The 20,801-nt window shown below is 50.5% G+C and carries 17 protein-coding genes; 13 read left to right on the plus strand and 4 right to left on the minus strand.

What is annotated here, in order from left to right; translation table 11 throughout:
• The first annotated feature begins 8 nt into the window (after nucleotides 1–8).
• The 5 genes from MHH48_RS04100 (at nucleotide 9) to MHH48_RS04120 (ending at nucleotide 6,645) form a co-directional block, all read left to right on the plus strand.
• On the plus strand, nucleotides 9–902 hold the full coding sequence (locus tag MHH48_RS04100) for a carbohydrate ABC transporter permease (protein ID WP_076325965.1): 894 nt from the start codon (nucleotides 9–11) through the stop codon (nucleotides 900–902).
• A 53-nt stretch (nucleotides 903–955) separates the two neighbouring features.
• A complete protein-coding gene (locus MHH48_RS04105) occupies nucleotides 956–2,971 on the plus strand; it encodes an alpha-L-arabinofuranosidase C-terminal domain-containing protein (protein ID WP_076326041.1) in 2,016 nt (671 codons plus the stop codon).
• Nucleotides 2,972–3,198: 227 nt separating this feature from the next.
• Nucleotides 3,199–3,696, plus strand: a complete 498-nt coding sequence (locus tag MHH48_RS04110) for a pyridoxamine 5'-phosphate oxidase family protein (protein WP_076325964.1) — start codon at nucleotides 3,199–3,201, stop codon at nucleotides 3,694–3,696.
• Between the two features lie 505 nt (nucleotides 3,697–4,201).
• Nucleotides 4,202–5,500 carry a hemolysin family protein gene (locus MHH48_RS04115; protein ID WP_076325963.1) on the plus strand — a complete coding sequence of 433 codons (1,299 nt, stop codon included), beginning with the start codon at nucleotides 4,202–4,204 and terminating at the stop codon, nucleotides 5,498–5,500.
• A 77-nt stretch (nucleotides 5,501–5,577) separates the two neighbouring features.
• On the plus strand, nucleotides 5,578–6,645 hold the full coding sequence (locus tag MHH48_RS04120; RefSeq protein ID WP_076325962.1) for a hemolysin family protein: 1,068 nt from the start codon (nucleotides 5,578–5,580) through the stop codon (nucleotides 6,643–6,645).
• Between the two features lie 151 nt (nucleotides 6,646–6,796).
• On the opposite strand, the gene MHH48_RS04125 is transcribed toward MHH48_RS04120, so the two are convergent.
• Nucleotides 6,797–9,913, minus strand: a complete 3,117-nt coding sequence (locus MHH48_RS04125) for a glycoside hydrolase family 2 TIM barrel-domain containing protein (RefSeq protein WP_076325961.1) — start codon at nucleotides 9,911–9,913, stop codon at nucleotides 6,797–6,799.
• A 270-nt stretch (nucleotides 9,914–10,183) separates the two neighbouring features.
• Here MHH48_RS04125 and MHH48_RS04130 point away from each other — a divergent pair, with 270 nt between their 5' ends.
• The 7 genes from MHH48_RS04130 (at nucleotide 10,184) to MHH48_RS04160 (ending at nucleotide 17,137) form a co-directional block, all read left to right on the plus strand.
• Nucleotides 10,184–10,789, plus strand: coding sequence for a TetR/AcrR family transcriptional regulator (locus tag MHH48_RS04130; RefSeq protein WP_076325960.1), 606 nt, complete (start codon nucleotides 10,184–10,186; stop codon nucleotides 10,787–10,789).
• Nucleotides 10,790–10,805: 16 nt separating this feature from the next.
• Complete coding sequence (locus MHH48_RS04135; protein ID WP_076325959.1) at nucleotides 10,806–11,585, plus strand: alpha/beta hydrolase; 780 nt, start codon at nucleotides 10,806–10,808, stop codon at nucleotides 11,583–11,585.
• Between the two features lie 236 nt (nucleotides 11,586–11,821).
• Nucleotides 11,822–13,015, plus strand: a complete 1,194-nt coding sequence (locus MHH48_RS04140) for an acyl-CoA dehydrogenase family protein (protein WP_083659828.1) — start codon at nucleotides 11,822–11,824, stop codon at nucleotides 13,013–13,015.
• Nucleotides 13,016–13,314: 299 nt separating this feature from the next.
• Nucleotides 13,315–14,088, plus strand: coding sequence for a hypothetical protein (locus tag MHH48_RS04145; protein WP_076325958.1), 774 nt, complete (start codon nucleotides 13,315–13,317; stop codon nucleotides 14,086–14,088).
• Between the two features lie 168 nt (nucleotides 14,089–14,256).
• Complete coding sequence (locus MHH48_RS04150) at nucleotides 14,257–15,027, plus strand: MerR family transcriptional regulator (RefSeq protein WP_076325957.1); 771 nt, start codon at nucleotides 14,257–14,259, stop codon at nucleotides 15,025–15,027.
• Between the two features lie 307 nt (nucleotides 15,028–15,334).
• Nucleotides 15,335–16,753, plus strand: a complete 1,419-nt coding sequence (locus MHH48_RS04155) for an alanine/glycine:cation symporter family protein (protein ID WP_076325956.1) — start codon at nucleotides 15,335–15,337, stop codon at nucleotides 16,751–16,753.
• A 195-nt stretch (nucleotides 16,754–16,948) separates the two neighbouring features.
• Entirely contained in the window at nucleotides 16,949–17,137 is a 189-nt protein-coding gene (locus MHH48_RS04160) for an anti sigma factor C-terminal domain-containing protein (protein ID WP_256720819.1), read from the plus strand.
• A 235-nt stretch (nucleotides 17,138–17,372) separates the two neighbouring features.
• Here the strand turns inward: MHH48_RS04160 and MHH48_RS04165 are convergent, their stop codons facing one another.
• The 3 genes from MHH48_RS04165 to MHH48_RS04175 all read right to left on the minus strand — a co-directional run bounded on the left by MHH48_RS04165 (nucleotide 17,373) and on the right by MHH48_RS04175 (nucleotide 19,976).
• A complete protein-coding gene (locus MHH48_RS04165; protein WP_076325955.1) occupies nucleotides 17,373–17,888 on the minus strand; it encodes a DinB family protein in 516 nt (171 codons plus the stop codon).
• A gap of 74 nt (nucleotides 17,889–17,962) precedes the next feature.
• Nucleotides 17,963–18,568 (minus strand): class I SAM-dependent methyltransferase, encoded by a 606-nt coding sequence (locus MHH48_RS04170; protein WP_076325954.1) that lies wholly within the window; start codon nucleotides 18,566–18,568, stop codon nucleotides 17,963–17,965.
• Entirely contained in the window at nucleotides 18,561–19,976 is a 1,416-nt protein-coding gene (locus MHH48_RS04175; RefSeq protein ID WP_076325953.1) for an NAD-dependent malic enzyme, read from the minus strand. Before MHH48_RS04175 ends, MHH48_RS04170 begins: the two co-directional genes overlap by 8 nt.
• Nucleotides 19,977–20,181: 205 nt before the next feature.
• Here MHH48_RS04175 and MHH48_RS04180 point away from each other — a divergent pair, with 205 nt between their 5' ends.
• Nucleotides 20,182–20,481: a hypothetical protein gene (locus tag MHH48_RS04180; RefSeq protein ID WP_076325952.1), complete on the plus strand. Its 300-nt coding sequence runs from the start codon at nucleotides 20,182–20,184 to the stop codon at nucleotides 20,479–20,481.
• Nucleotides 20,482–20,801: the final 320 nt, after the last annotated feature.

The following is a 20,801-nucleotide window of genomic DNA, read 5'->3' on the forward strand; positions in this document are numbered from 1 at the left end:
GACGCGCCATGCCCAAGCCGTCGATAGTAAAAGAAGCCGCGAATGACCGGGTATTCGATGTCATTATATACGTGATTGCCTCGATCATTATCGTCATTGTGCTGTACCCGTTGATTTTTATTGTCAGCGCTTCGTTCAGTGATCCGACAAGGGTATTGAATGGCGAAGTTTGGCTGCTGCCGAAAAGCGTCACGCTGGATGCCTATGCGAATATTTTGCAAAACGAAAAGATTTGGATAGGATATCGCAACACGATCTTCTATACGATCGTCGGTACAGTGATCAATATTATCATGACGATCTTGGCTGCCTACCCGCTATCGAGGCCTGACCTTCCGGGGCGCAATGCCATCATGGTGTTTATCACGCTGACCATGTTCTTCAGCGGAGGGTTGATTCCAACGTATCTGCTGGTCAAGGATTTGGGAATGGTCGATACGATGTGGGCGCTGATTGTTCCCGGCGCCATCGCTACTTACAATCTGATTGTGATGAGGACCTATTTCCAATCGAGCATTCCCTGGGAGCTGCAGGAGGCCGCCCATATCGACGGCTGCTCCAACTGGAGGCTGCTTTTCAGTATCATTCTGCCTCTGTCCAAGCCGATCCTGGCAGTCATGGTTTTGTTTTATGCGGTAGGTCACTGGAATTCATTCTTTAATGCGCTCATCTATATTCGCAACGAGAATTTGCACCCGCTTCAACTGGTGCTGCGCGAAATTTTGCTGATCAGCCAATCCGCTTCCGTGGACGGCAGCGTTGGACTGGAGGATAAAATTTTACTTGCCGAGAGTATTAAATACGCGGTAATTATCGTCTCAAGTTTACCTGTACTGTTGATGTATCCGTTCGTGCAGCGGCATTTCGTTAAAGGCGTCATGATTGGCTCGATTAAAGGTTGATTTCCGATACCGATCGTACGGGCGAGCCTAAAATTCCTTTGGGAGGTTTTATGTTGAAAACGAACGCAACGATTACCATTAATTGCAGCCGAAAGAGCGATCATACGATCAATCCTTATCTGTTCGGGCATTTTGTGGAGGATATTCGGGACCATATGGAGGCAATGCTTGCGTTTCCGTTAAAGGACATGGATTTTGAAAGCGAGGCGGAGACCAAGACGCCGGTATCGGGAAGCTGGCGCCCCTATACCAACGGACGGAACACCAGGTACGCCATAGAAGCGCCGGCACCCCGGCATTCTGGACACGCTCAGCGCATCCGGATCCTGAGCGATGACGAAGCCTACGCCGGCATCGCGCAGAAAGCGGCATTAAAGGGTCCGATGAAGTATACGGTCCGGCTTGTTGCCCGCGCTTCCATTGAGCTTCAATACGTGAGGGTCGAAGCCGTGGATCGGCGCACGGAAGAGTCGCTTGGTCAGCTTCGCGTGGAGCTGGGCAGCCACAACTGGCAGGAATACGAGGGAGAGCTGTCCATAACACGCGTTTGCAGCGATGCCGAGATCCGGGTGTATGTTCCGGCCGAGCATCCAAGGTGGATCGATCACGTATCCACCGGCATGCTCTGGATCGATCACGTGTCTCTGCTGCCGATCGATAGCATTGCGATGGTGAAGCGTGAAGTGATCGAGATGACTAGAGGACTGAATGCGGGCATGATGAGGCTCGCGGGCAATTACATCAGCGCATACCATTGGGAGCACGGCATTGGCCCGGTTCTGGAGCGCCCGGTCATGTACAACGAGGCTTGGGGAGGATGGACCAGCAAATATTTCGGAACGGACGAATTCATCCGCTTTTGCCGCGAGCTGCGGGTGGAGCCTTTGATATGCGTGAACGATGGATCGGGTACCCCTGAAGAAGCTGCGCAGTGGATCGAATACTGCAATGGGAGCGTTGATACGCCGATGGGAGCTCTGCGAGCCCGAAACGGTTTCCCTGAGCCGTATAACGTCAAGTATTGGGAGATCGGCAACGAAGTATGGGGCCAATGGCAGGTCGGCACTTGTACGGCAGACCGGTTTGCGGAGCGGACGATCTCGTTTGCCAAGGCCATGAAGGAGGCGGACGCTTCCATCGTGCTGCTGGCCTGCGGTCATTACGACCAGGAATGGAACCGAACCGTGTTGGACCTGGCAGGCGAGTATATGGATTATTTGACGCTGCATTTGTATCACGGCTACGGACCTTTCGGCATGAACCGCGAAACGCCGGCGGAGGAACGCTATAAGGCGATTGCCTCTTATCCCGAGTGGACCCGGCACCATATCCGGCAGACGACGGAGCTGATTGAGTCCAAGGCGAAGCACAGCCACGTGAAGCTGGCGATCACCGAATATAACACGATGTACTATCCGAATACGGTGCGAAAAGGGCTGCCGAACGAACATACGCTGGGAGCCGCGGTGGCCAACGCCGCCAACCTGAACGAAATGATTCGCTGCAGCGACATGGTGCATATCGGCAGCTTCTCCGATCTTGTGAATGGCTGGCTTGGAGGATGCATCCGGGTAGGGGACTACTATGCGGATCAGTATTGCGGCAAGGAGCCCGGATGGAGCGGGCTTCCGCTCACGATATACGGGACGCCGACCTATGAAGTGTTAAAGCTTTACGCGAATCGGGACGTCCGGCGTATTCTCCCCGTCCAAGCGGAATGCGGAACTTTCTCCGTGGCATCAAGCAAGAAGACGCCTATGGAGCTTGATGCGCTTCCGGACCTGGACGTTGCGGCCGGGACGAATGACGACGGCAGCAAAGTCACCGTATTTATCGTTAACCGAAGTCTGGAGGAGGTAAGGGCCGTACTTAATCTGCAGGCCTTCGAGGCTTCCGGGGAAACGATCCTTTATGAAATCACCGGCAATTCTTACGATGATATTAACTCCGTATTCCAGCCGGATCATATTGTGTGCAAGGAAAGCAGGGTGCCGGTAGAAGCATGGCGCCAAGGTTACAACCTGCGGCCTTCATCCGTTTACGCGCTTGAATTCAAAGCGAGTGTATAGTGGCAGAAGGTACAGAGGAATGATGTAAGCTCCATAACAAATCGTTGCACCAAAAAAGTCGGACTGCGCTGGCAGTTTTCGGCTTTTTTGGTGCAGGTGGATGGTTTAGGCTCCGCCTGGATCATGATAGATCCCTGCAAAGGAAAACGGAATTATAAAGGATTCATCGTTTAACTTATTTTGGGGAAGTGTAAACAGAGACTAAACACAAGGATGGGGTGATTCAGATGTCAAACGAAACCGTAGTGAACCAGGAAGCGGTCGAGACCGTGAAGGATATTATTAAGGATATTGAAACAGCGATGTTCTCCACGATATCGGAGGGCGTGATCAATTCCAGACCGATGCAAACGCAGGATATCGAATTCGACGGCGATTTGTGGTTTTTAACGAAAAGGGACACCAGCAAATATCAAGAAATTATGGCCAATCCCAACGTCAATGTCGCTTATGTCGGCAAATCCTATGTATCGATTCGGGGAACGGCCGAAGTCGTGGATGACCTTGAGCGGAAAAAGGCGCTTTGGAATGCGGCATATGAGAAGTTTCTGCAAACGTCCTACGACGATCCCAACATTATTTTGATCAAGGTGGATACAGATACTGCGGAGTATTGGGAAACCGGAAACAAAACGAAAACGGTCAAAGCCTTCTTCAAGAAAATGGTGGGCCAAGAGCCGAAGGGTGACTCGGATATAAACAAAACCGTAGATCTCCATGGATAACGAAATACGTAACAACATGATGGAAAAACCGCAGGATCCAGCCACGATCCTGCGGTTTTTTCCTGTAAGTTGAACCAGCCTGCACGGATCCCTCTAGACGAATGCCATTATGGTTATGAATGGATGAACAATAGATGAAGCGTACATTTTAATACATAACAGGGTATATTTAGTACCACGTAGGAATATACCTCATCAAACAAGTGAGAATTATGTGAATTCGTGCTGGAACCCGCCCTCAAACCATAACGTGCAACTGGATGGTTTGAGTGCTGCCATGATATAATTTTTTCATAAATATGAAAAATAGATTCCAGGAGAGGAGGTAGTACATTGGGAAGGCGTTATTGCAAATGGATCAAATTGCGGAATTAGGCTGTAATATTCTCATCTGCGAACTACCTCTTTTTCATGGAAATATCGTATATAGACATGACCTGTTCTGATGCACAACATATGGCCTTTAATTCAATCTGGAGGTGAATCCCTCTGAAGAGGGAAATCATTGGACATTATTACCATCACTAATTTAATCATGCTTGCCATACTGATTGCGTTGACCGCTTTTTTCGTAGCGTCCGAGTTTGCTGTCGTTAAAATCCGCATGTCGAGGATCGATCAATTGATAACGGAAGGAAACAAAAAGGCGGTTGTTGCCAAAAAGGTAGCCGGGGATCTCGATTACTATCTCTCGGCCTGCCAGCTCGGCATTACAGTGACGGCGCTGGGGCTCGGGGCCATCGGCAAGCCGGCCGTTGAACGTTTCATGTACCCGGTATTCGATTGGTTTGACGTATCGGCTTCAACGGCCTCGATTGCCTCTTACGCCATTGCGTTTATTCTCGTGACATTTTTGCATGTCGTGGTGGGGGAGATGGCGCCCAAGACCTTGGCTATTCAATTCTCGGAAAAGACGACGCTGCTCCTTGCAGCCCCGCTGTATTGGTTCGGAAAGTTGATGTATCCGTTCATTTGGGCGTTAAATGGAGCCTCGCGCGTGCTGCTTCGTTTGTTCGGCGTGAAACCTACGCCCCATGAGCAGGCCTACTCGGAAGAGGAACTGCGCATCGTCATGGCGCAGAGTTTTCAGGGTGGCGAGATCAATGAGACCAAGCTGGCTTACATGGAAAACGTGTTTTCGTTTGATGAGCGGGTGGCCAAAGACATTATGGTACCGAGAACGGATCTGATCACACTTGATAAAGGCATGAAACACCCGGACATCGTCCGCATCCTGGATGAGCACAACTATACGCGGTACCCTGTCATCGAGGACGGCAGCAAGGATCGGGTGGTTGGCGTCGTCAACGTCAAAAAGATGCTGCCCCACATCGTGGCCGGACGAGACCGCAAGCTGGAAGAATTCGTTCGGGATCTCCCGGTCGTCCTAGAATTTACGCCGATCCAGGATGCCATGCTGAAGATGCAGCAGGAGCAGATGCATATGGCTTTGGTGATTGATGAATACGGCGGTACGGCGGGGATTCTGACCCTGGAGGATATCTTGGAAGAGATCGTAGGGGAAATTCGCGACGAATTCGATGAAGATGAAGTAGCGGATATCCGCAAGATCAGTGAACGGGAATACCTGATAAACGGACGGGTTCTCTTGGAGGAGCTTGAGAAGCGCTTCGGCTTGGTATTCGAGGATAACGAGGAGATGGATACGATCGGCGGCTGGATACAGTATCAGAAAGGCACGACGGCTCAAGACGGCGATGAGATCCAGCATGGCGAGCATGTATGGGCCGTAGCCGAAACGGATAATTTCCAGATCAAACACGTCATTCTCAGACACGGGTGATCAAGGGCATAGTGTGATCCCGTGTACATTCAGACCATAACTTTTTTGGAGGTGAATCCCTCGCAAGAGGGAAATCATTGGACGGAATAATCGTGTTAAATTTATTTTTGGTAGCTGTGTTTATAGGACTGACTGCATTTTTCGTGGGCGCCGAATTCGCCATCTTGAAGGTGCGGCTGTCCCGAATCGATCAATTGATCGCAGAGGGGGATAAACGGGCGGTCACGGCCAGGAAGGTAGCCCATGAGCTGGATTACTACTTGTCCGCTTGCCAGCTTGGAATCACCATTACGGCCCTCGTGCTCGGCGCGCTGGGCGAACCGACCGTCGAAAGAATGCTGCATCCGCTGTTTGATCGATTCGACGTGCCGGCGGCGGTGGCAACGGTACTCTCTTATGCCATTGCGCTTGGGATCATTACGTTCCTGCACGTCGTCATCGGGGAACTGGCACCTAAAACATTAGCGATCCAATTTGCCGAGAAAATGACGTTACTGCTGGCATCTCCCTTGTATTGGTTCGGGAAGATCATGTATCCGTTTATCTATGCACTGAATGGAGCTTCGCGTCTTCTGCTTCGATTATTCGGCGTAAAACCGGCAGGGCATGAAACGGTCCATTCCGAAGAGGAATTGAAGTGGATCGTGGATCAGAGTTACGAAAGCGGCGAAATTAATCAAACCGAGATGGGTTATTTGACCAATATATTTGCTTTTGAGGAGCGCACCTTGCGGGAAATCATGGTCCCAAGAGATCGCATCGTAACATTAGAACGAGGGTGGCCCCTTGCCAATATCCTGGAAGTTCTCGGCGAGTACGACTATACCCGTTACCCGGTGACGGAAGCGGGACGCGCGGAGGATTTCATCGGGTTTATCAATACGAAGGAGATGCTGACGGGCATAGCGGCCGGAAGAAACTGCAGCGTGAATGACTTTATTCATGACATGCCGCGTTTTCCGGAATCGTCTTCGCTCAAGGACGTCCTGATCAAGATGCAGCAAATCCGCGTTCATATGGCCGTCGTCGCGAACGAATCCGGCGCGGCAATTGGGCTGGTGACGATGGAGGATATCCTGGAGGAAATCGTGGGCGACATTCGGGACGAATCGGATCGTCACGAGCTGCAGGGTGCACAGGCCTAAGCGATGGCGAATTAGCATCGGGCACGATCTTAGAACATGAAAATGCTTTTAGCCACCCATTCGGTGGTGAGAGAGCATGGCCTTGCGGAATCGTGAAAAGAGCAGCTTCAACACGAAAGCTGCTCTTTTTGCATTTGTTCTATAGACTAGGTCAGCGTGCTGCCCCCATCGTAAAGCTGAAGCTATACGTTCGGTTGGAGGGCAGCGTGAACTCTTCATGGATTGGCGCTCCCCAGCTGTCGTCGCCGCCTACGCCCATTTGCTTGTAGTTGATGCGCAGGACGGTTTTATCGCTTGGCGGGAGCTTGTACACATGGTCGCTCCCCTCCAGTTCATCCGGCGTCCACGGCAGGGCGCACACCTCCATAAAGGAGGAGCTTTCGAATCGTAGACCTTCCCCGCTGCTTCCTTCGGTAAGGCTCGCGAAGCGGACATCCGTTTTGTTCCCGCACTCTTGAGGTCTCAGATAAGGAACGAACTGATCGGCTGCTTTTCCCGTGTATCGACCGATCTTGGCGCCCGTCTTCCGGTCCCAATAATTATCATGTGGCCCCCGGCCGTACCAGCTGAGCATATCGAGGCCTTCATCCAGCAAGAACAGCATGCCGATTTCCGGAATGTCAGGCAAGCCGCTGCCTGGGACAAAGGTTTCTTGCACGCGGATGGTTCCATCCGGGAAGATTCGATACTCCAAGGTCAGTCCGGATATAGGAGCGGTCTCGATCTGATAGTGACTGGAGACCACGACGGCAGGACCTTCCGTGTGCCAGCGCAGAGCCAGCAGCTTCCGCTGATTATGGGCCGTTCTCCATACGCCGCAGCGTTCGGGGAGCCGGTTGCCCAGATCGTTATCGGTTACGGCTCGCCAGAAATTCGGTCTGGCCGGTGCGAGCAGGTATTCCTTGCCGGATCGCGCGTAAGATGCCAGATCACCGGTGCCAAGGTGGAAGCGTAACGAAACGGCAGGACCCGTGATGAGAAGCTCTTCATCCGACTCGGTAACTTCTAGGATCTCCGCGTTTGAAAGAGAGTCTGTTTCCGATTGGCTCGCTATATAAGGCGTTAGCGCGAACTGCTCCCAAGCCTCTTCATGTCCTGCGGGTGCCCACTTGGCGCTCTCCTTCCGAACCAGGGAGACGGTGAGAATCGTTTCTTTTCCATCGTTCTTTATAGGAGAATAAGGAACCTTGATTTCGGTATGGTCACCGGGCTGGAGCGAGAGCTGGAACGTGCCGGATTGGCTTTCTTCTCCGTTCAGTTGGATCTCCCATTTTACAAGATACTGATCGAGATTAGTGAACAAGAAACGGTTGCTGACCCGAATCCGGCCTGCGGCAGGGTCCAAACATTCGAACTTGACGTTCTGGTAGCATTTTTTCACTTCGTCTAGCTTGGGGGTTTTGCTGCGGTCCGCGAAGATCAGGCCGTTTCCGCTGAAATTGCCGTCATGCGGCGTTTCGTTAAAGTCCCCACCATACGCTAAATATTCGATACCATCGGCCGTTTGGGTGCGGATCGCTTGATCGATCCAGTCCCATATAAAAGCTCCCTGTAAAATGTCATACTTCTCAAACAGCTCCCAATACAGGTGAAGCCCGCCGCAGGAATTGCCCATCGCGTGACTGTATTCGCAAATGATATAAGGCTTGCTCGGGTTGCTGATTGCATACTTCTCCACTTCCTGCGGTTTTGCATACATGGTGGACTCCATATCGCTAGCCGCCTCGGACGCCCTGTAATGAAAGATCCCTTCATAGTGAACGAGCCGCGACGGATCGGCCTCCTTCAGGAAATCGTGCATCGCAATGAAGTTGTCGCCTCCGAAGGATTCGTTGCCAAGCGACCAGATGATGACGGAGGGGTGATTCTTGTCTCGTTGAAACATCGAATTGCAGCGGTCCAAAACGTTGTCCCGCCACTCGAGCTTGCTGCCGGGGACCGTTTCTTTCAGTTCCTGCTGCCCATACTCCCACGTTCCGTGCGTCTCTAGATTCGTCTCATCGATCACATATAATCCATATTCATCGCAGAGGTCATACCATACGGATTGATTCGGGTAATGGGAAGTCCGTACCGCATTTATGTTATGCGTCTTCATCAGCTCAATATCGGTGATCATGTCTTCGCGGCTAAGCGCCCGCCCGGTATCCGGGGAGAATTCATGCCGGTTCACGCCTTTGAACAGAATGCGCTGACCATTAATCCGCATCAATCCGTCCTTAAGTTCGAAGTGGCGGAAGCCGGTGCGGCAGCTTACGGCCCCAAGGCAAACTCCGTCCGTGTCCTTTAATGCCAGAACGACGGTATACAGATAAGGCGATTCCGCGCTCCATTTTTTAGGTTCGGGTACGTTCATGCTAAGGGTGAAGGTGCTCTCCTCCATAATGTAATCCGCTATGGTGAGCGTTTGTTTCCGAACCAGCTGACGGTCCTGGTCGTATAGAAGCGCCTCAAGCTGAAGCTTGTCCTTATCAATGGTTTCATGAAAGTAATTCGTAACGGCTGCATCGATCTCCAGCTCGGCATCCTGGTATTCGTCATCCAGAACCGGCCGGACGAAGAAATCGGAGATATGGATGGCAGGGACGGTATAGAGGTAGACCTCGCGGAAGATCCCGCTAAGCCTCCAGAAATCCTGATCCTCGAGCCAACTCGCATCACACCAGCGATACACTTCAACAGCCAATTTATTCTCGCCTTCGATCAGATAGGGGGTAATGTCGAACTCGGCCGGCGTAAATGTATCTTCGCTGTATCCGACCATCTCGCCGTTCACCCATACATAGAAAGCGGATTCAACACCTTGGAAGCTAATATAAACGGGCTGTTCCTTCCATGTGTCCGGTACCGTGAATTCGCGAATGTAGGAGCCCACGGGATTGTATCGTGTTGGCGCGAAGGGGGCTTTCAATTCAGGCTCCGATTCGGACCAGGGGTATCTAACATTCGTATATTGAGGATAGTCATAGCCTTGAAGCTGCCAATGGGAAGGGACGGGCATATCGGCCCAGCTGCTGGAATCATAATCGGTCTCGTAGAAATGTTGGATGCGCTTGTCAGGGGTTTCCGCAAATGCAAACTTCCACATCCCGTTTAATGACTGATACCAGAGGGACATGGAGTGGGCATGGCTCAGCGCCTCGGACTCCGACGGAAACGTCATCATGTAAGCATGGGCTTTGTGACGGTTTAGCTGAAAAATATTCGGATTATTATTCCATTCGGGATAACCGTTTGCAGGTGCCTGGTAAATGAATTTGGTACGCAATGTGCTCAGCTCCTCCTAGATTATGGTTTCCTTCTACTGTCAGTATAGAGGTTAATTCGGTCCAAGAGTATAAGGAAGTTGCGTCTTTCTATTAAAAACGGCAGCCGGATTACACACCAGAGCGGTCAGCAGAGGTGAACAGAGCTTTTTTGCAGGAGTCATGCCGTATCTTGATGTGCGTGTTCGCCTCTAGGCTGTTTACATTTGAGAAGGTTTATGAAACAATGGTTAGTAAATGATCATTTACTAACTGTAGGGAGGCAATCACGCATGGTAAGACCTCGCGAATTTCAAGATGAGGCTATCTTCTACGGTGTCTACCAGGCACTGTCCAAAAAAGGATACGGTCAAGCAGCATTAACCGACATCACGCATGAAGTGAATATTTCGCCGGCAGCTTTAATGAAGCGATTCGGTTCGAAGAAGAATTTGTTCCTGGCCTATAGCGATTATGTTATTGAACTAACCAGGCATGCCTTCCAGGAGGCCAGCCTATCCGATCAATCCAGACTTGATGCACTAAAGGCCGTGTTTAAGCATGCGGTTTTACATATGAAAGATCCTGTTGAATTGGCTAACCATACTTCCTTCTATCTGGAAGGGACGAATGATCCGGATTTGTTGGAGAAGACCCGGTACCGACTGCAGCTGATCGATGAGTTTACCCGGCAGATGCTCAGCCAGGCGATTACGAACAAAGAAATCGCTGAATGCGACGTGGCTATGGTTAGCAGGGTACTGCAAGCCTCCATCAGCGGGGCTATGATGATCTGGATTAAAGAATCAAACCGAACGTTGGATGAACTTTTTGATGAGTGCTTTCAGGTGATATTTGCTCCGTTATGGCATGTCGGTACGGAATCATTTCAAATATAGTAAGGAGGATGGTTATATGCCGATTTTCAAAGGAAGGGAAGTCGATCTGTACTATGAAGTAAAGGGAGAAGGAAAGCCGCTTGTTTTTACTCATGGGGCCTCATGGAATCATGAACAATGGCGGCCGCAAGTCGATTATTTCTCACGTCAGTATCAAACCGTCGTATGGGATGTTCGGGGGCATGGTTCGTCTTCCTTGCCGGACGGCAAGGTGGACTCGGAGGATTTTAGCAGGGATTTGGCGGATCTGCTAAGCCATCTGGGCATCGAGAAAGCGATCCTTTGCGGGTTATCCCTGGGTGGGCATATTTCGCTGCAGACTGCCGTTCGCTATCCTGACAAGGTTGCAGCCCTGGTACTGATCGGCACTCCGTTCACGAATGCGTTCAATTGGTATGAGCGAATGTTCGTGCCGCTAAATCGCTGGTCAAGTTACTTGATGCCGATGTCCTTATCGGGAAAAATGCAAGGGAAAATGCTATCCAAGTACAATAAGAGCAATCAAGCTTATATAGAGAAAGCCTTTCGTTCCATCCCGCATTCTAACTGGGTTCGGATATGGGATGCGGTGACCCGGATGGAGAGCACGCAGGATCTGCATAAGATCCATTGTCCAACCTTGCTTCTTCAAGGAGAGAGCGACACGATGATCCGAAGGCAGCAGGAATACATGCAGGAGAGAATTGCGAATTCGCGATTAAGAATCATCCGGAACGCTCACCATGCAACGAATTTGGATAACCCGGATGAAGTCAATGAAGCCATCGCTTCATTTCTGACAGAGAACGCGATGTAGACTATCCTATTTGCGTCTTGGATCCGCGTAGTTTCTGCAGCGCGGATTTTTTTGCGAGAAAAACTTCATCTAAACGCGGTCTGTCTTCTATGATTCGGAATTCATACACTGGATATATCCGAACTAAAGGGGGGGCGGCGATCGGTGAGCCCCCTCATTGACACCCCAAAATAGGGTTGCTACAATTTTATGTATATATCTATCGGAATACAAGGGTTAGCAAGGAGGGGACGAACTTGAATCGATCCGGTTCCACAGATCCATTCATACGTAATGAACGCGAAGCCATGATCGCAGCTCGGGCCGATAGGCTTGGAGCGAAATTCGCGGAAAGAGCTCCACGGCACGACTTGGAGGGATCGTTTCCGTTCGAGAATTTTGATGACTTGAAGGAGTCGGGCTATCTGAAGCTGACCGTCCCGGCATCCTTTGGAGGAGAAGAAGCCTCCGTATACGAGATGGTGCTTGCCCAGGAACGACTCGCCAGAGGTGACGGCTCTACGGCGCTGGCGGTCGGTTGGCATATCGGGCAAATACTCCAGCTGCGCCTATCCGAGGCTTGGCCGGAGCCTTTATTTGAGAGACTGTGCAAAGACGTTGTAGCTGAAGGCGTGGTTATTAATGAGCTGGCGAGTGAACCTGCGACAGGGAGTCCCAGCCGGGGCGGAAGGCCGGAGACCACGGCGCGGCGGGTGTCGGGCGGCTGGCGCATTAACGGACGCAAAACCTTCAGCACGTTAAGCCCGATCTTGAAGCAATTTGTGGTTACGGCAGGTATCGAGCATAGCGAGAAGGTCGGTGCGTTCCTCGTGCGCAGCGGGCCCGGGGTTAAGGTCGAGGAAACCTGGAATACGATGGGCATGCGGGCAACGGGAAGCCATGACATGATTCTGGAGGACGTCTTCGTGCCGGAGACGGAAGTGATTCGGGGACTCGATTATGAGAAACCTAAGTTTCCCGTATCGACGGAAGGCATTCTGCTTCACATCCCGGCATGTTATATGGGGATTGCTTATGCCGCACGCAATTTTGCCATCGATTTTGCCCGTCATCATAAACCGAATTCCTTGACGGTCCCCATTGCCGAATTGCCGAATATCCAAAGACATATCGCCCAAATCGAAGTGGATCTGCTTACGGCCCGCAGTTATTTGTATCAAACTGCCGACCGCTGGGACAAGGAAGTGGAGAACCGCGCTGCGCTCAAGCCTGAGCTGGGTCTTGCCAAATATGTCGTGACCAATGCAGCGGTCCGGATTGTCGATCACGCCATGCGGATCGTTGGAGGATTGAGTCTCTCCCGGAATCTCCCGTTGGAACGAATGTACAGGGATGTCCGGGCGGGCCTTCATAATCCGCCGATGGACGATGTCGTGCTGACGAATCTCGCCCGTCGAGCCATTTCGGAAGTGGAGGAGCAGGGGAACTAAAGCTCGATATGATGGGATGAGGCCATTTCGAGAATAGTTGCTTATTAAATCGTGAAGGAATAACAGACAGGAACCGCTGAAGAGGCTGCCTCCGGCGGTTTTTTTTCGTTGTCTTTTTGATTGGGAATAGCTATAAACCGCGTCCGCGATCCTGGTGAACACGGTATGTTGTGTCTAGCATTCAGCAAACCTTCAGCTTAGCCTAAGCCTGGCATAACGTTCCCCTAAGTTTACTTTCAGATTCCCTCTCTATACTTCAAATTGTAAGACAAACCATAACCCTAAAAGGAGAGATGAAGATGAATCCGATAAGTAAAAAAGTATTAGTAAGCAGCATGGCAGCAGCGATTGTGCTGGGGGGAGCCGGGTACCTTCAGAACAAGGTTTTTGCAGCGGCGAGCACGGACGCTTCCACCTCGGTATCCGAGGATGGACAGACGGGGACAGACTCATCGGCTGCGGATGCAGTGAAGAACCGAGCTGGAAAGTGGATGGATCGTAAAGCGGGTGGACCTCGCGGCGGTAACATCGTAAAAGAAACGGCCGAGGTCCTTGGGCTCACGGAGGCAGAGATCCGGACGGCGCTTGAAGCGGGCAGCACGTTTGCTGAAATTGCCGAAGGCAAAGGAATGACCCAATCCGTGTTCGTGCAGAAGCTGACCGAGCTGGAAACCTCCAAGATCGATGAGCGCCTGAGTGAAGGCAGTATAACGGAAACTGAAGCAGCCGAATGGAAAGAGGGGCTGAGTGCCCGCCTTACGCAAATGGTAGAGAGCAGCGAAGTCGGTTTTGGAAAAGGTCATGGCAAAGGCGGCCGAGGTTTCGGCAAATTCGGTAATCCGGAGGAAATTGCAGCTTTGCTCGGATTGTCGGAGGACGAGCTGAAGGTGGAAATGAAGGAAGGGCAATCGCTAGCCGAGATAGCCGCCACGAAAGGGATTTCAGAGGATCAATTGGTTCAGAAGCTGAAGGATCAAATGACCGAGCCCTTGAAGCAGTGGATTAACGAGAAGCATACGGATGCCGATAAATCCGCAGCCGCTGCAGCGGATACGGAAGAGGAAGCGAACTAACATACTGAATGGGATCGTTTTGGGAGACTGGATGATATTCTGTTAAGAATACATTCAGTTTCTTTTTTATTTTGTATGCTGAGGATGGCGGGTATCATTTTTTTCGCGAAAAGTGTTGACCTTAACGTTACGTAAAGGTGTACATTGATGTTGTCAGGAGGTGAAACCATGGAATACACGGTGCAGAAGCTTGGAAAGTTGGCAGGAATAAGTACCCGGACGCTCCGTTATTACGATGAGATTGGCATTCTGAAGCCGGCCAGAATCAACTCGTCAGGATATCGGATTTATGGGCAGGAGGAGGTCGATCAATTGCAGCAGATCTTGTTTTACCGGGAGCTCGGGCTTCCATTGGACGGGATCAAAGAGATTATGACCTCACCATCCTTCAACCGGGCCCAGGCGCTCCAGGAACACCATGCGCAGCTCCTAGACAAAAGAAGGCAATTGGATTTGCTGATTACCAATGTGGAGAACACGATCGCCTCCGCCGAAGGGAGAAAGACCATGAGTGACCAAGAGAAATTCGAAGGATTCAAGCAGAAGCTGATTGATGATAATGAGAAGAAATACGGTAAGGAAATTCGCGAGAAGTATGGCGAAGAGACTGTAAATAAATCTAATGCCAAGCTGAAAAACATGACGCAAGCGCAGCATGAGGAAGTAACGCGACTGGCTGATGAGCTGTACGAGACGCTGGCTGAAGCGTTTAAGCAAGGCGACCCTGCCAGTGAGCTGGCCCAGAAGGCGGCCGATCTTCACAAGCGTTGGCTCACCTATTATTGGAACGATTACAGCAAAGAGGCCCACGCGGGCCTTGCTCAGATGTACGTTGATGATGAGCGCTTTACCGCCCATTACGATGAGAAGCAGCCCGGAACAGCAGTGTTCCTACGCGATGCGATTCTGATCTACACAGGCATGAACCCTTCATCATAGAAGGGCTGGTTGTAGGTAGCCTGAACATGATGACTGGACCCTCTCCCTGCGCTTTAACACGCAGAGGGGAGGGTCTTTTTTTATATGGTATCCCTTGCAGGTCCATGCCTGCTCACCCTGCTGCTGAGTAGGGAGTACCTAAACAATTGTCTCGTCTTTCAGGAGGAGGGATCCCGTCGAAACCATGTCCCCCAATTTCCACAATTAACCTCTTGTTTCCGAAGGGGAAGTAATGGTTAGATGAAACGTGGACTATTTTACACAAAACCTACACCATGGGTGATGACTTATATAGCGAGGGTAGAGTATGGATCAAATTGTACAGCAAGTAGTGAATATCTTTAATGATTTTTTATGGTCTAAGCTGCTCATCGTATTGCTGATTGCCGTTGGCCTGTATTTCACGGTAGGGACCAAGTTTCTGCAGTTTCGCCTGATCGGTGAGATGTTCCGGGTAATCCGCGAACCCAAGAGTAAAGGCAGCATTTCGCCTTTTCAGGCATTTGCCATCAGTATGGCTGCCCGTGTCGGGACAGGGAATATAACCGGGGTTGCTCTGGCCATCTCGCTTGGGGGACCTGGGGCCGTATTCTGGATGTGGATTATTGCGCTTATCGGTTCGGCATCCAGCTTTATCGAGAGTACGCTGGCTCAGATCTATAAAGTAAAAGATGGGGCGGGCGGTTATCGCGGCGGTCCCGCTTATTACATGCAGCAAGGATTGAAGAAACGGTGGATGGGCGTATTGTTTGCGATCCTGATCACCTTGTCCTTCGGGCTTGTCTTTAATGCCGTCCAGTCCAACACGATTACGATTGCTTTCGAGAATTCATTCGGAACCGACCGTTTAACCATCGGAATTATTATGGCGGTTATCTTCGCCGTTATTATCTTTGGCGGCGTGAAGCGGATTGCCAAAATGTCGGAGCTGATCGTTGTCGTATTGGCGGTGGTGTATGTCGGTGCCGCGCTGTTTATCGTATTAGCCAACATCACTAAGCTGCCGGAAGTTTTTGCTCTTATCGTCAAAAGCGCGTTCGGCTATGAGCAGGTCGTTGGCGGATCGATCGGTGCCGCTCTCATGAACGGAATCAAAAGAGGGCTGTTCTCCAACGAAGCCGGCATGGGGAGCGCACCTAACGCAGCGGCTACCGCAACAACAAGCCATCCTGCCAAGCAAGGGCTGGTGCAGGCGCTGGGCGTAATGATTGATACACTGGTCATATGTACAAGTACCGCCTTCATTATTCTTTTTACCGGTGCCTACCAGCAGACCGGACTTGATGGAATCGCCCTGACTCAGGCTGCGCTGGGCATGGAGATGGGGGCATGGGCGTCCGACTTCCTGGCGATCATGGTCTTCCTGTTTGCGTTCAGCACGCTGATTGGCAATTATTATTACGGCGAAACCAATATTGAATTTTTGAAGTCGAATCGGGCATGGATATGGGTCTATCGGGCTTGTGTGCTGGCCATGGTCATCTTCGGCTCCGTTACCAGCGTGAAGCTGGTGTGGGATTTGGCTGACCTGTTCATGGGATTGATGGTGATTGTGAATCTTGTGGCCATTACGCTGCTTTCCCGAACGGCCTTTGCAGCGCTTCAAGATTACTTGAAGCAGAAGCGGGCTGGCGTGAACCCTGTCTTCACCAAGGACAGCATCAAAGGGCTGCAGGATGTGGAATGCTGGGATGGACACAACACCCCATCCACTGAAGCGAAATAATATAGAATTTTGTGTGATATGGAATCGTTACAGTAGCTGCGTGTTTTTAGCTGCTGTAGCGATTTTTATTTTACCGTAACATTTGCGCGATTAAACCGTTGTCTACATCATTTTCTTTCTAGTTGGCATACTTTCTTCTCACTGGATGCCGGGATAACGGATCATGAGCAGCAACTGATCGCCGACGTTGAATGGATGACTAACAATATCAAATATAACGGTGTGGATGATGACAAACACCGGCTGGCCTACCTGAAGAAAAATGGAGTTCAAGTTTACGGAGCGACCGTTACGGGACCTGTGCGGGAGCTGGAGAAGCTAAAGGAGGAGCAGGAATTTTGGGAATTCCGTTTGGGCCGCATCGAGGTATGGAATTGGAGTTAAGGCAGCTTGAGCTGCCAACCTTTACATATCATACAAGAAGAGTTGGTGGGTCGCGCTTCCATTTTACCAAGAAACGGTCTCCTTTCGTATTTCTAGCGGAAAGGACGAAACGATTCGTACACGGAGCGTCTCCTAACAGAAAAAGGGGGATCCCGTCAGATCTAAGATCTTTATGGACACCCCCATTTTGTTAAGAATAAGCAATATTAGATCATTGCTAAGCAATCTTCATAAACTACGTTAAATATTTATCCCGCAGAATATTCAGGTGATGAAGCTCATGCCCAGCTATGACATAGGCGGCTGCCCGGGCGGAGAGCGGGTAATTGTTGAATGTACCTTGACGCAGCAGAGCTTCCTCCGTCAAGCTTCCAACCAGTGTAATGGTAGATTGCCTGACGGCAGCATAATCCTTAAGGGCTTCCCGTAACGGGAGATGGCTGAAAGGAGAATTCTGGACAAAAATCTCCCGGTCGTATCCCGAAAATTCACGGGCATCCCCACGCGCGATGTAGAGAATGCGGTAGTTCCATAAGCGCTCTACATCGGCGATGTGTCCGACCACCTGTTTTAGACTCCATTTCCCTTCCGCATAACGAACATTCGCTTGTTCTTCCGTCAGATCGCTGAGCGATCTCAACGTTTCATCATGCTGCCGCTGCAATACCTCAGCAATATGGCCTTCGGGGACAAGAGAGACGTATTTTTCGGCGAGGAGCAAATATTCATTAGAATCAGGCCTTGTATTCATAACAAGTTCCTCCAGATCAATTAATAAGAGCTTACATAAAAAATTATGCAGACAGGTCAAAATCAAGGAATGGATCAAGTTGCTTGTGCCCAGATTAGATGGACGATGCCGTTCCAATAGCGCTCCGTCTTCATGATATTCAGTTCCGAGGCATTCGCGATCTGGATCATGTCCCTATTATAATGACAGCCGGATATCCGCCGTGCTGCGGGGTTGATCAGATGCTGCATGGCGCCAAGGAGCCGGTTCGTGCTCATGCCATGCTCCAATAAATAAATTCGGCCGCCGGGTTTGGCCCAGCGGTTGATTTTATTCAAGGCTTTGACCGGATCCTCATAGCCGCATAGCGACAGGGTGGATACAACGCAATCATAGGAACGTTCCGGCAGCTCCAGCGTCTCGATATCCCGTTCCAGGAAACTGGCCCGAATGCCAAGCTCGGAGGCCATCCGCCGCGCACGGCTTAGCATCTCGGGACTGAAATCGACAGCCGTTACGTTCACCTTATCGCGATGATAAAATGGGAAATTCGCGCCGGCGCCAACAGCTACCTCAAGCACGTCACCCTCTACATCCTGAAGCAGCTGCTGTCTCCATTCACCGAGCCTCCGTTGCCTGGTGTTCCTTTCATATATCGCTGCCTGTTTATTGAACTTCCGAATGAGGGATTTCTTATTCACGCGGAATTCTCCGGGCAACGCCGGTTTTGACAGCTGCTTTCACGACAAGCTCCCGAATGGCTTTCACGACGTTCTGGTTGAACACGCTTGGAATAATATACGACGGGTTGCGTTCTTCGTCCGATACGGCGGATGCAATGGCTTCGGCTGCAGCCAGCTTCATTTCCTCATTAATCGTGGTCGCTCTGCAGTCCAAGGCCGCACGGAAAATACCCGGGAAACAGAGGACGTTATTAATCTGGTTCGGATAATCCGAACGTCCGGTTGCAATGACGCCTACAATATCCTCGACCTCTTCCGGTTTAATCTCGGGCGTAGGGTTTGCCATTGCGAATACGATCGGTTGATCGGCCATGGCTTGTACGTCCTCACGGCGGAGCAGGCCGCCGGCAGAGAGGCCGATGAACACGTCGGCACCTTGGATCACTTCACGCAAGGAACCTTCGACTTTATTCGGGTTCGTATGCTCTGCGTACCATTGCCACATACTATTGCTATATGCATGTCCGCCAACCAGTGCACCCTCGCGGTCTACGCCAATGATGTCCTTGACGCCGGCCGACAGGAGGATTTTGCTGCATGCTACGCCCGCAGCACCGATTCCGCACACTACGACTCTAACTTTATCGATCGATTTGCCGACAATTTTGAGGGCATTAATGAGTGCGGCATACAGAACGACCGCCGTGCCGTGCTGGTCATCGTGAAACACGGGAATGTCCAGCTCATCCCGCAGTCGTTGTTCAATCTCGAAGCAGCGCGGTGAGGAGATATCCTCCAGGTTAATGCCGCCAAAAGCCGGAGCCATTGCTTTGATGCAGGCAATAATCTCTTCGGTATCCTGGGTATCCAGGCAGATCGGAAAGGAGTCTACGCCTGCAAACTGTTTGAAGAGCATCGACTTTCCTTCCATGACCGGCATGGCCGCATAAGGACCGATGTTGCCCAAACCAAGTACGGCGCTTCCGTCCGAGATGACGGCCACCGTATTTCTTTTAATTGTAAGCGTAAAGGCTTTTTTCGGGTCTTCTTGGATGGCTGAACATACGCGGGCAACATCTGGCGTATAGACGCGCGACAGGTCATCACGGTTTTGGATTGGGATTTTGGGCTGGGTTTCGATCTTGCCGCCGAGATGCAGCAGGAAGGTACGGTCCGAAACGTTGACGAGCCGGACGCCCTTTAGATTTTTCACTGAATTAGTAATTTTACCGATATCCACGCTGTCCGTAACCGTAATAGTAATATCGCGTACGGTAATGTGGCCGCTCGCCTGAATGACGTCGATGGCGACCATGTCTCCCCCCGCCTCAAATATGGCGGATGCAACTTGACCGAATTTGATTTCTTGTGTATTCATTTCTAGTCTGAGGATAATGCTTTTTCCTCCGAGTCCGTTGTTTTCCATTGCTACCTCCAAATGTTTGATCGATTTCGTCCTTCTGAGTGTATGTAGCTGTGCAAAATGTTAACGTTATCATAGTTCGCTGAGCAGTGGTCAATTTCCTGTTTCATTGGAAAGAAACCGTGATATATATAAGAAGAATTTATTGGAAATGCGAATGCCAGGGAAGTATAATCGAAAGCATCTTATTGTGAAGGAGAGAGCTGCCATGAATGCCAGAATCGAGGAGCTTGAAAAGCGTTTGACGACCCAGCATCATAAGGACCTGTTCCTTCAGATGAAACATACGTTGAAAGCCGTTGATGATTTGGCCGAACAGCACCGGGTCTACCAGGCTGTTCAGGCACTCAGTGGGACACGCATTGTGGGGACGGAGGAACATGTTTATTTCGACACCTTGAATCAGGTCAAGGAACAAATTGTGCATACCCTGGAGCTGACGATTGAGGATTTGGAGCACAAAGGGGATAAACATTATACGAAGCATTTTAAGGACGGCGTGGAATAGGAGTCGTTCTGCCGAACAGAACGGATAAAAAGTTTGGATGAAAGCAAGAATCCACAGGGATTCTTGCTTTTTTATATTTTGTTTTTTTGATTGTTTTCAGCAAATTCAGTGTATTTTCATAACATTTTGTGTTACATATTTATCCAATTTCGTTGAAATGTGTAACAAATCGTTGATTAGTATTATGGGATAAGGCTTCCAGATGCTTTAAAATAATTATAGTACTGGTAAAGCTTGGACGATGATTGTGGAAGATTTCCAAGTTCAGTCAAGTTATCTAGTCAAGTTAAGAGGGTAACTACTGTATCGAAGAAAGGAGG

Origin of the sequence: Paenibacillus sp. FSL F4-0100 (genome assembly GCF_037993005.1) — a bacterium.
Classification (GTDB): Bacteria; Bacillota; Bacilli; order Paenibacillales; family Paenibacillaceae; genus Paenibacillus_AQ.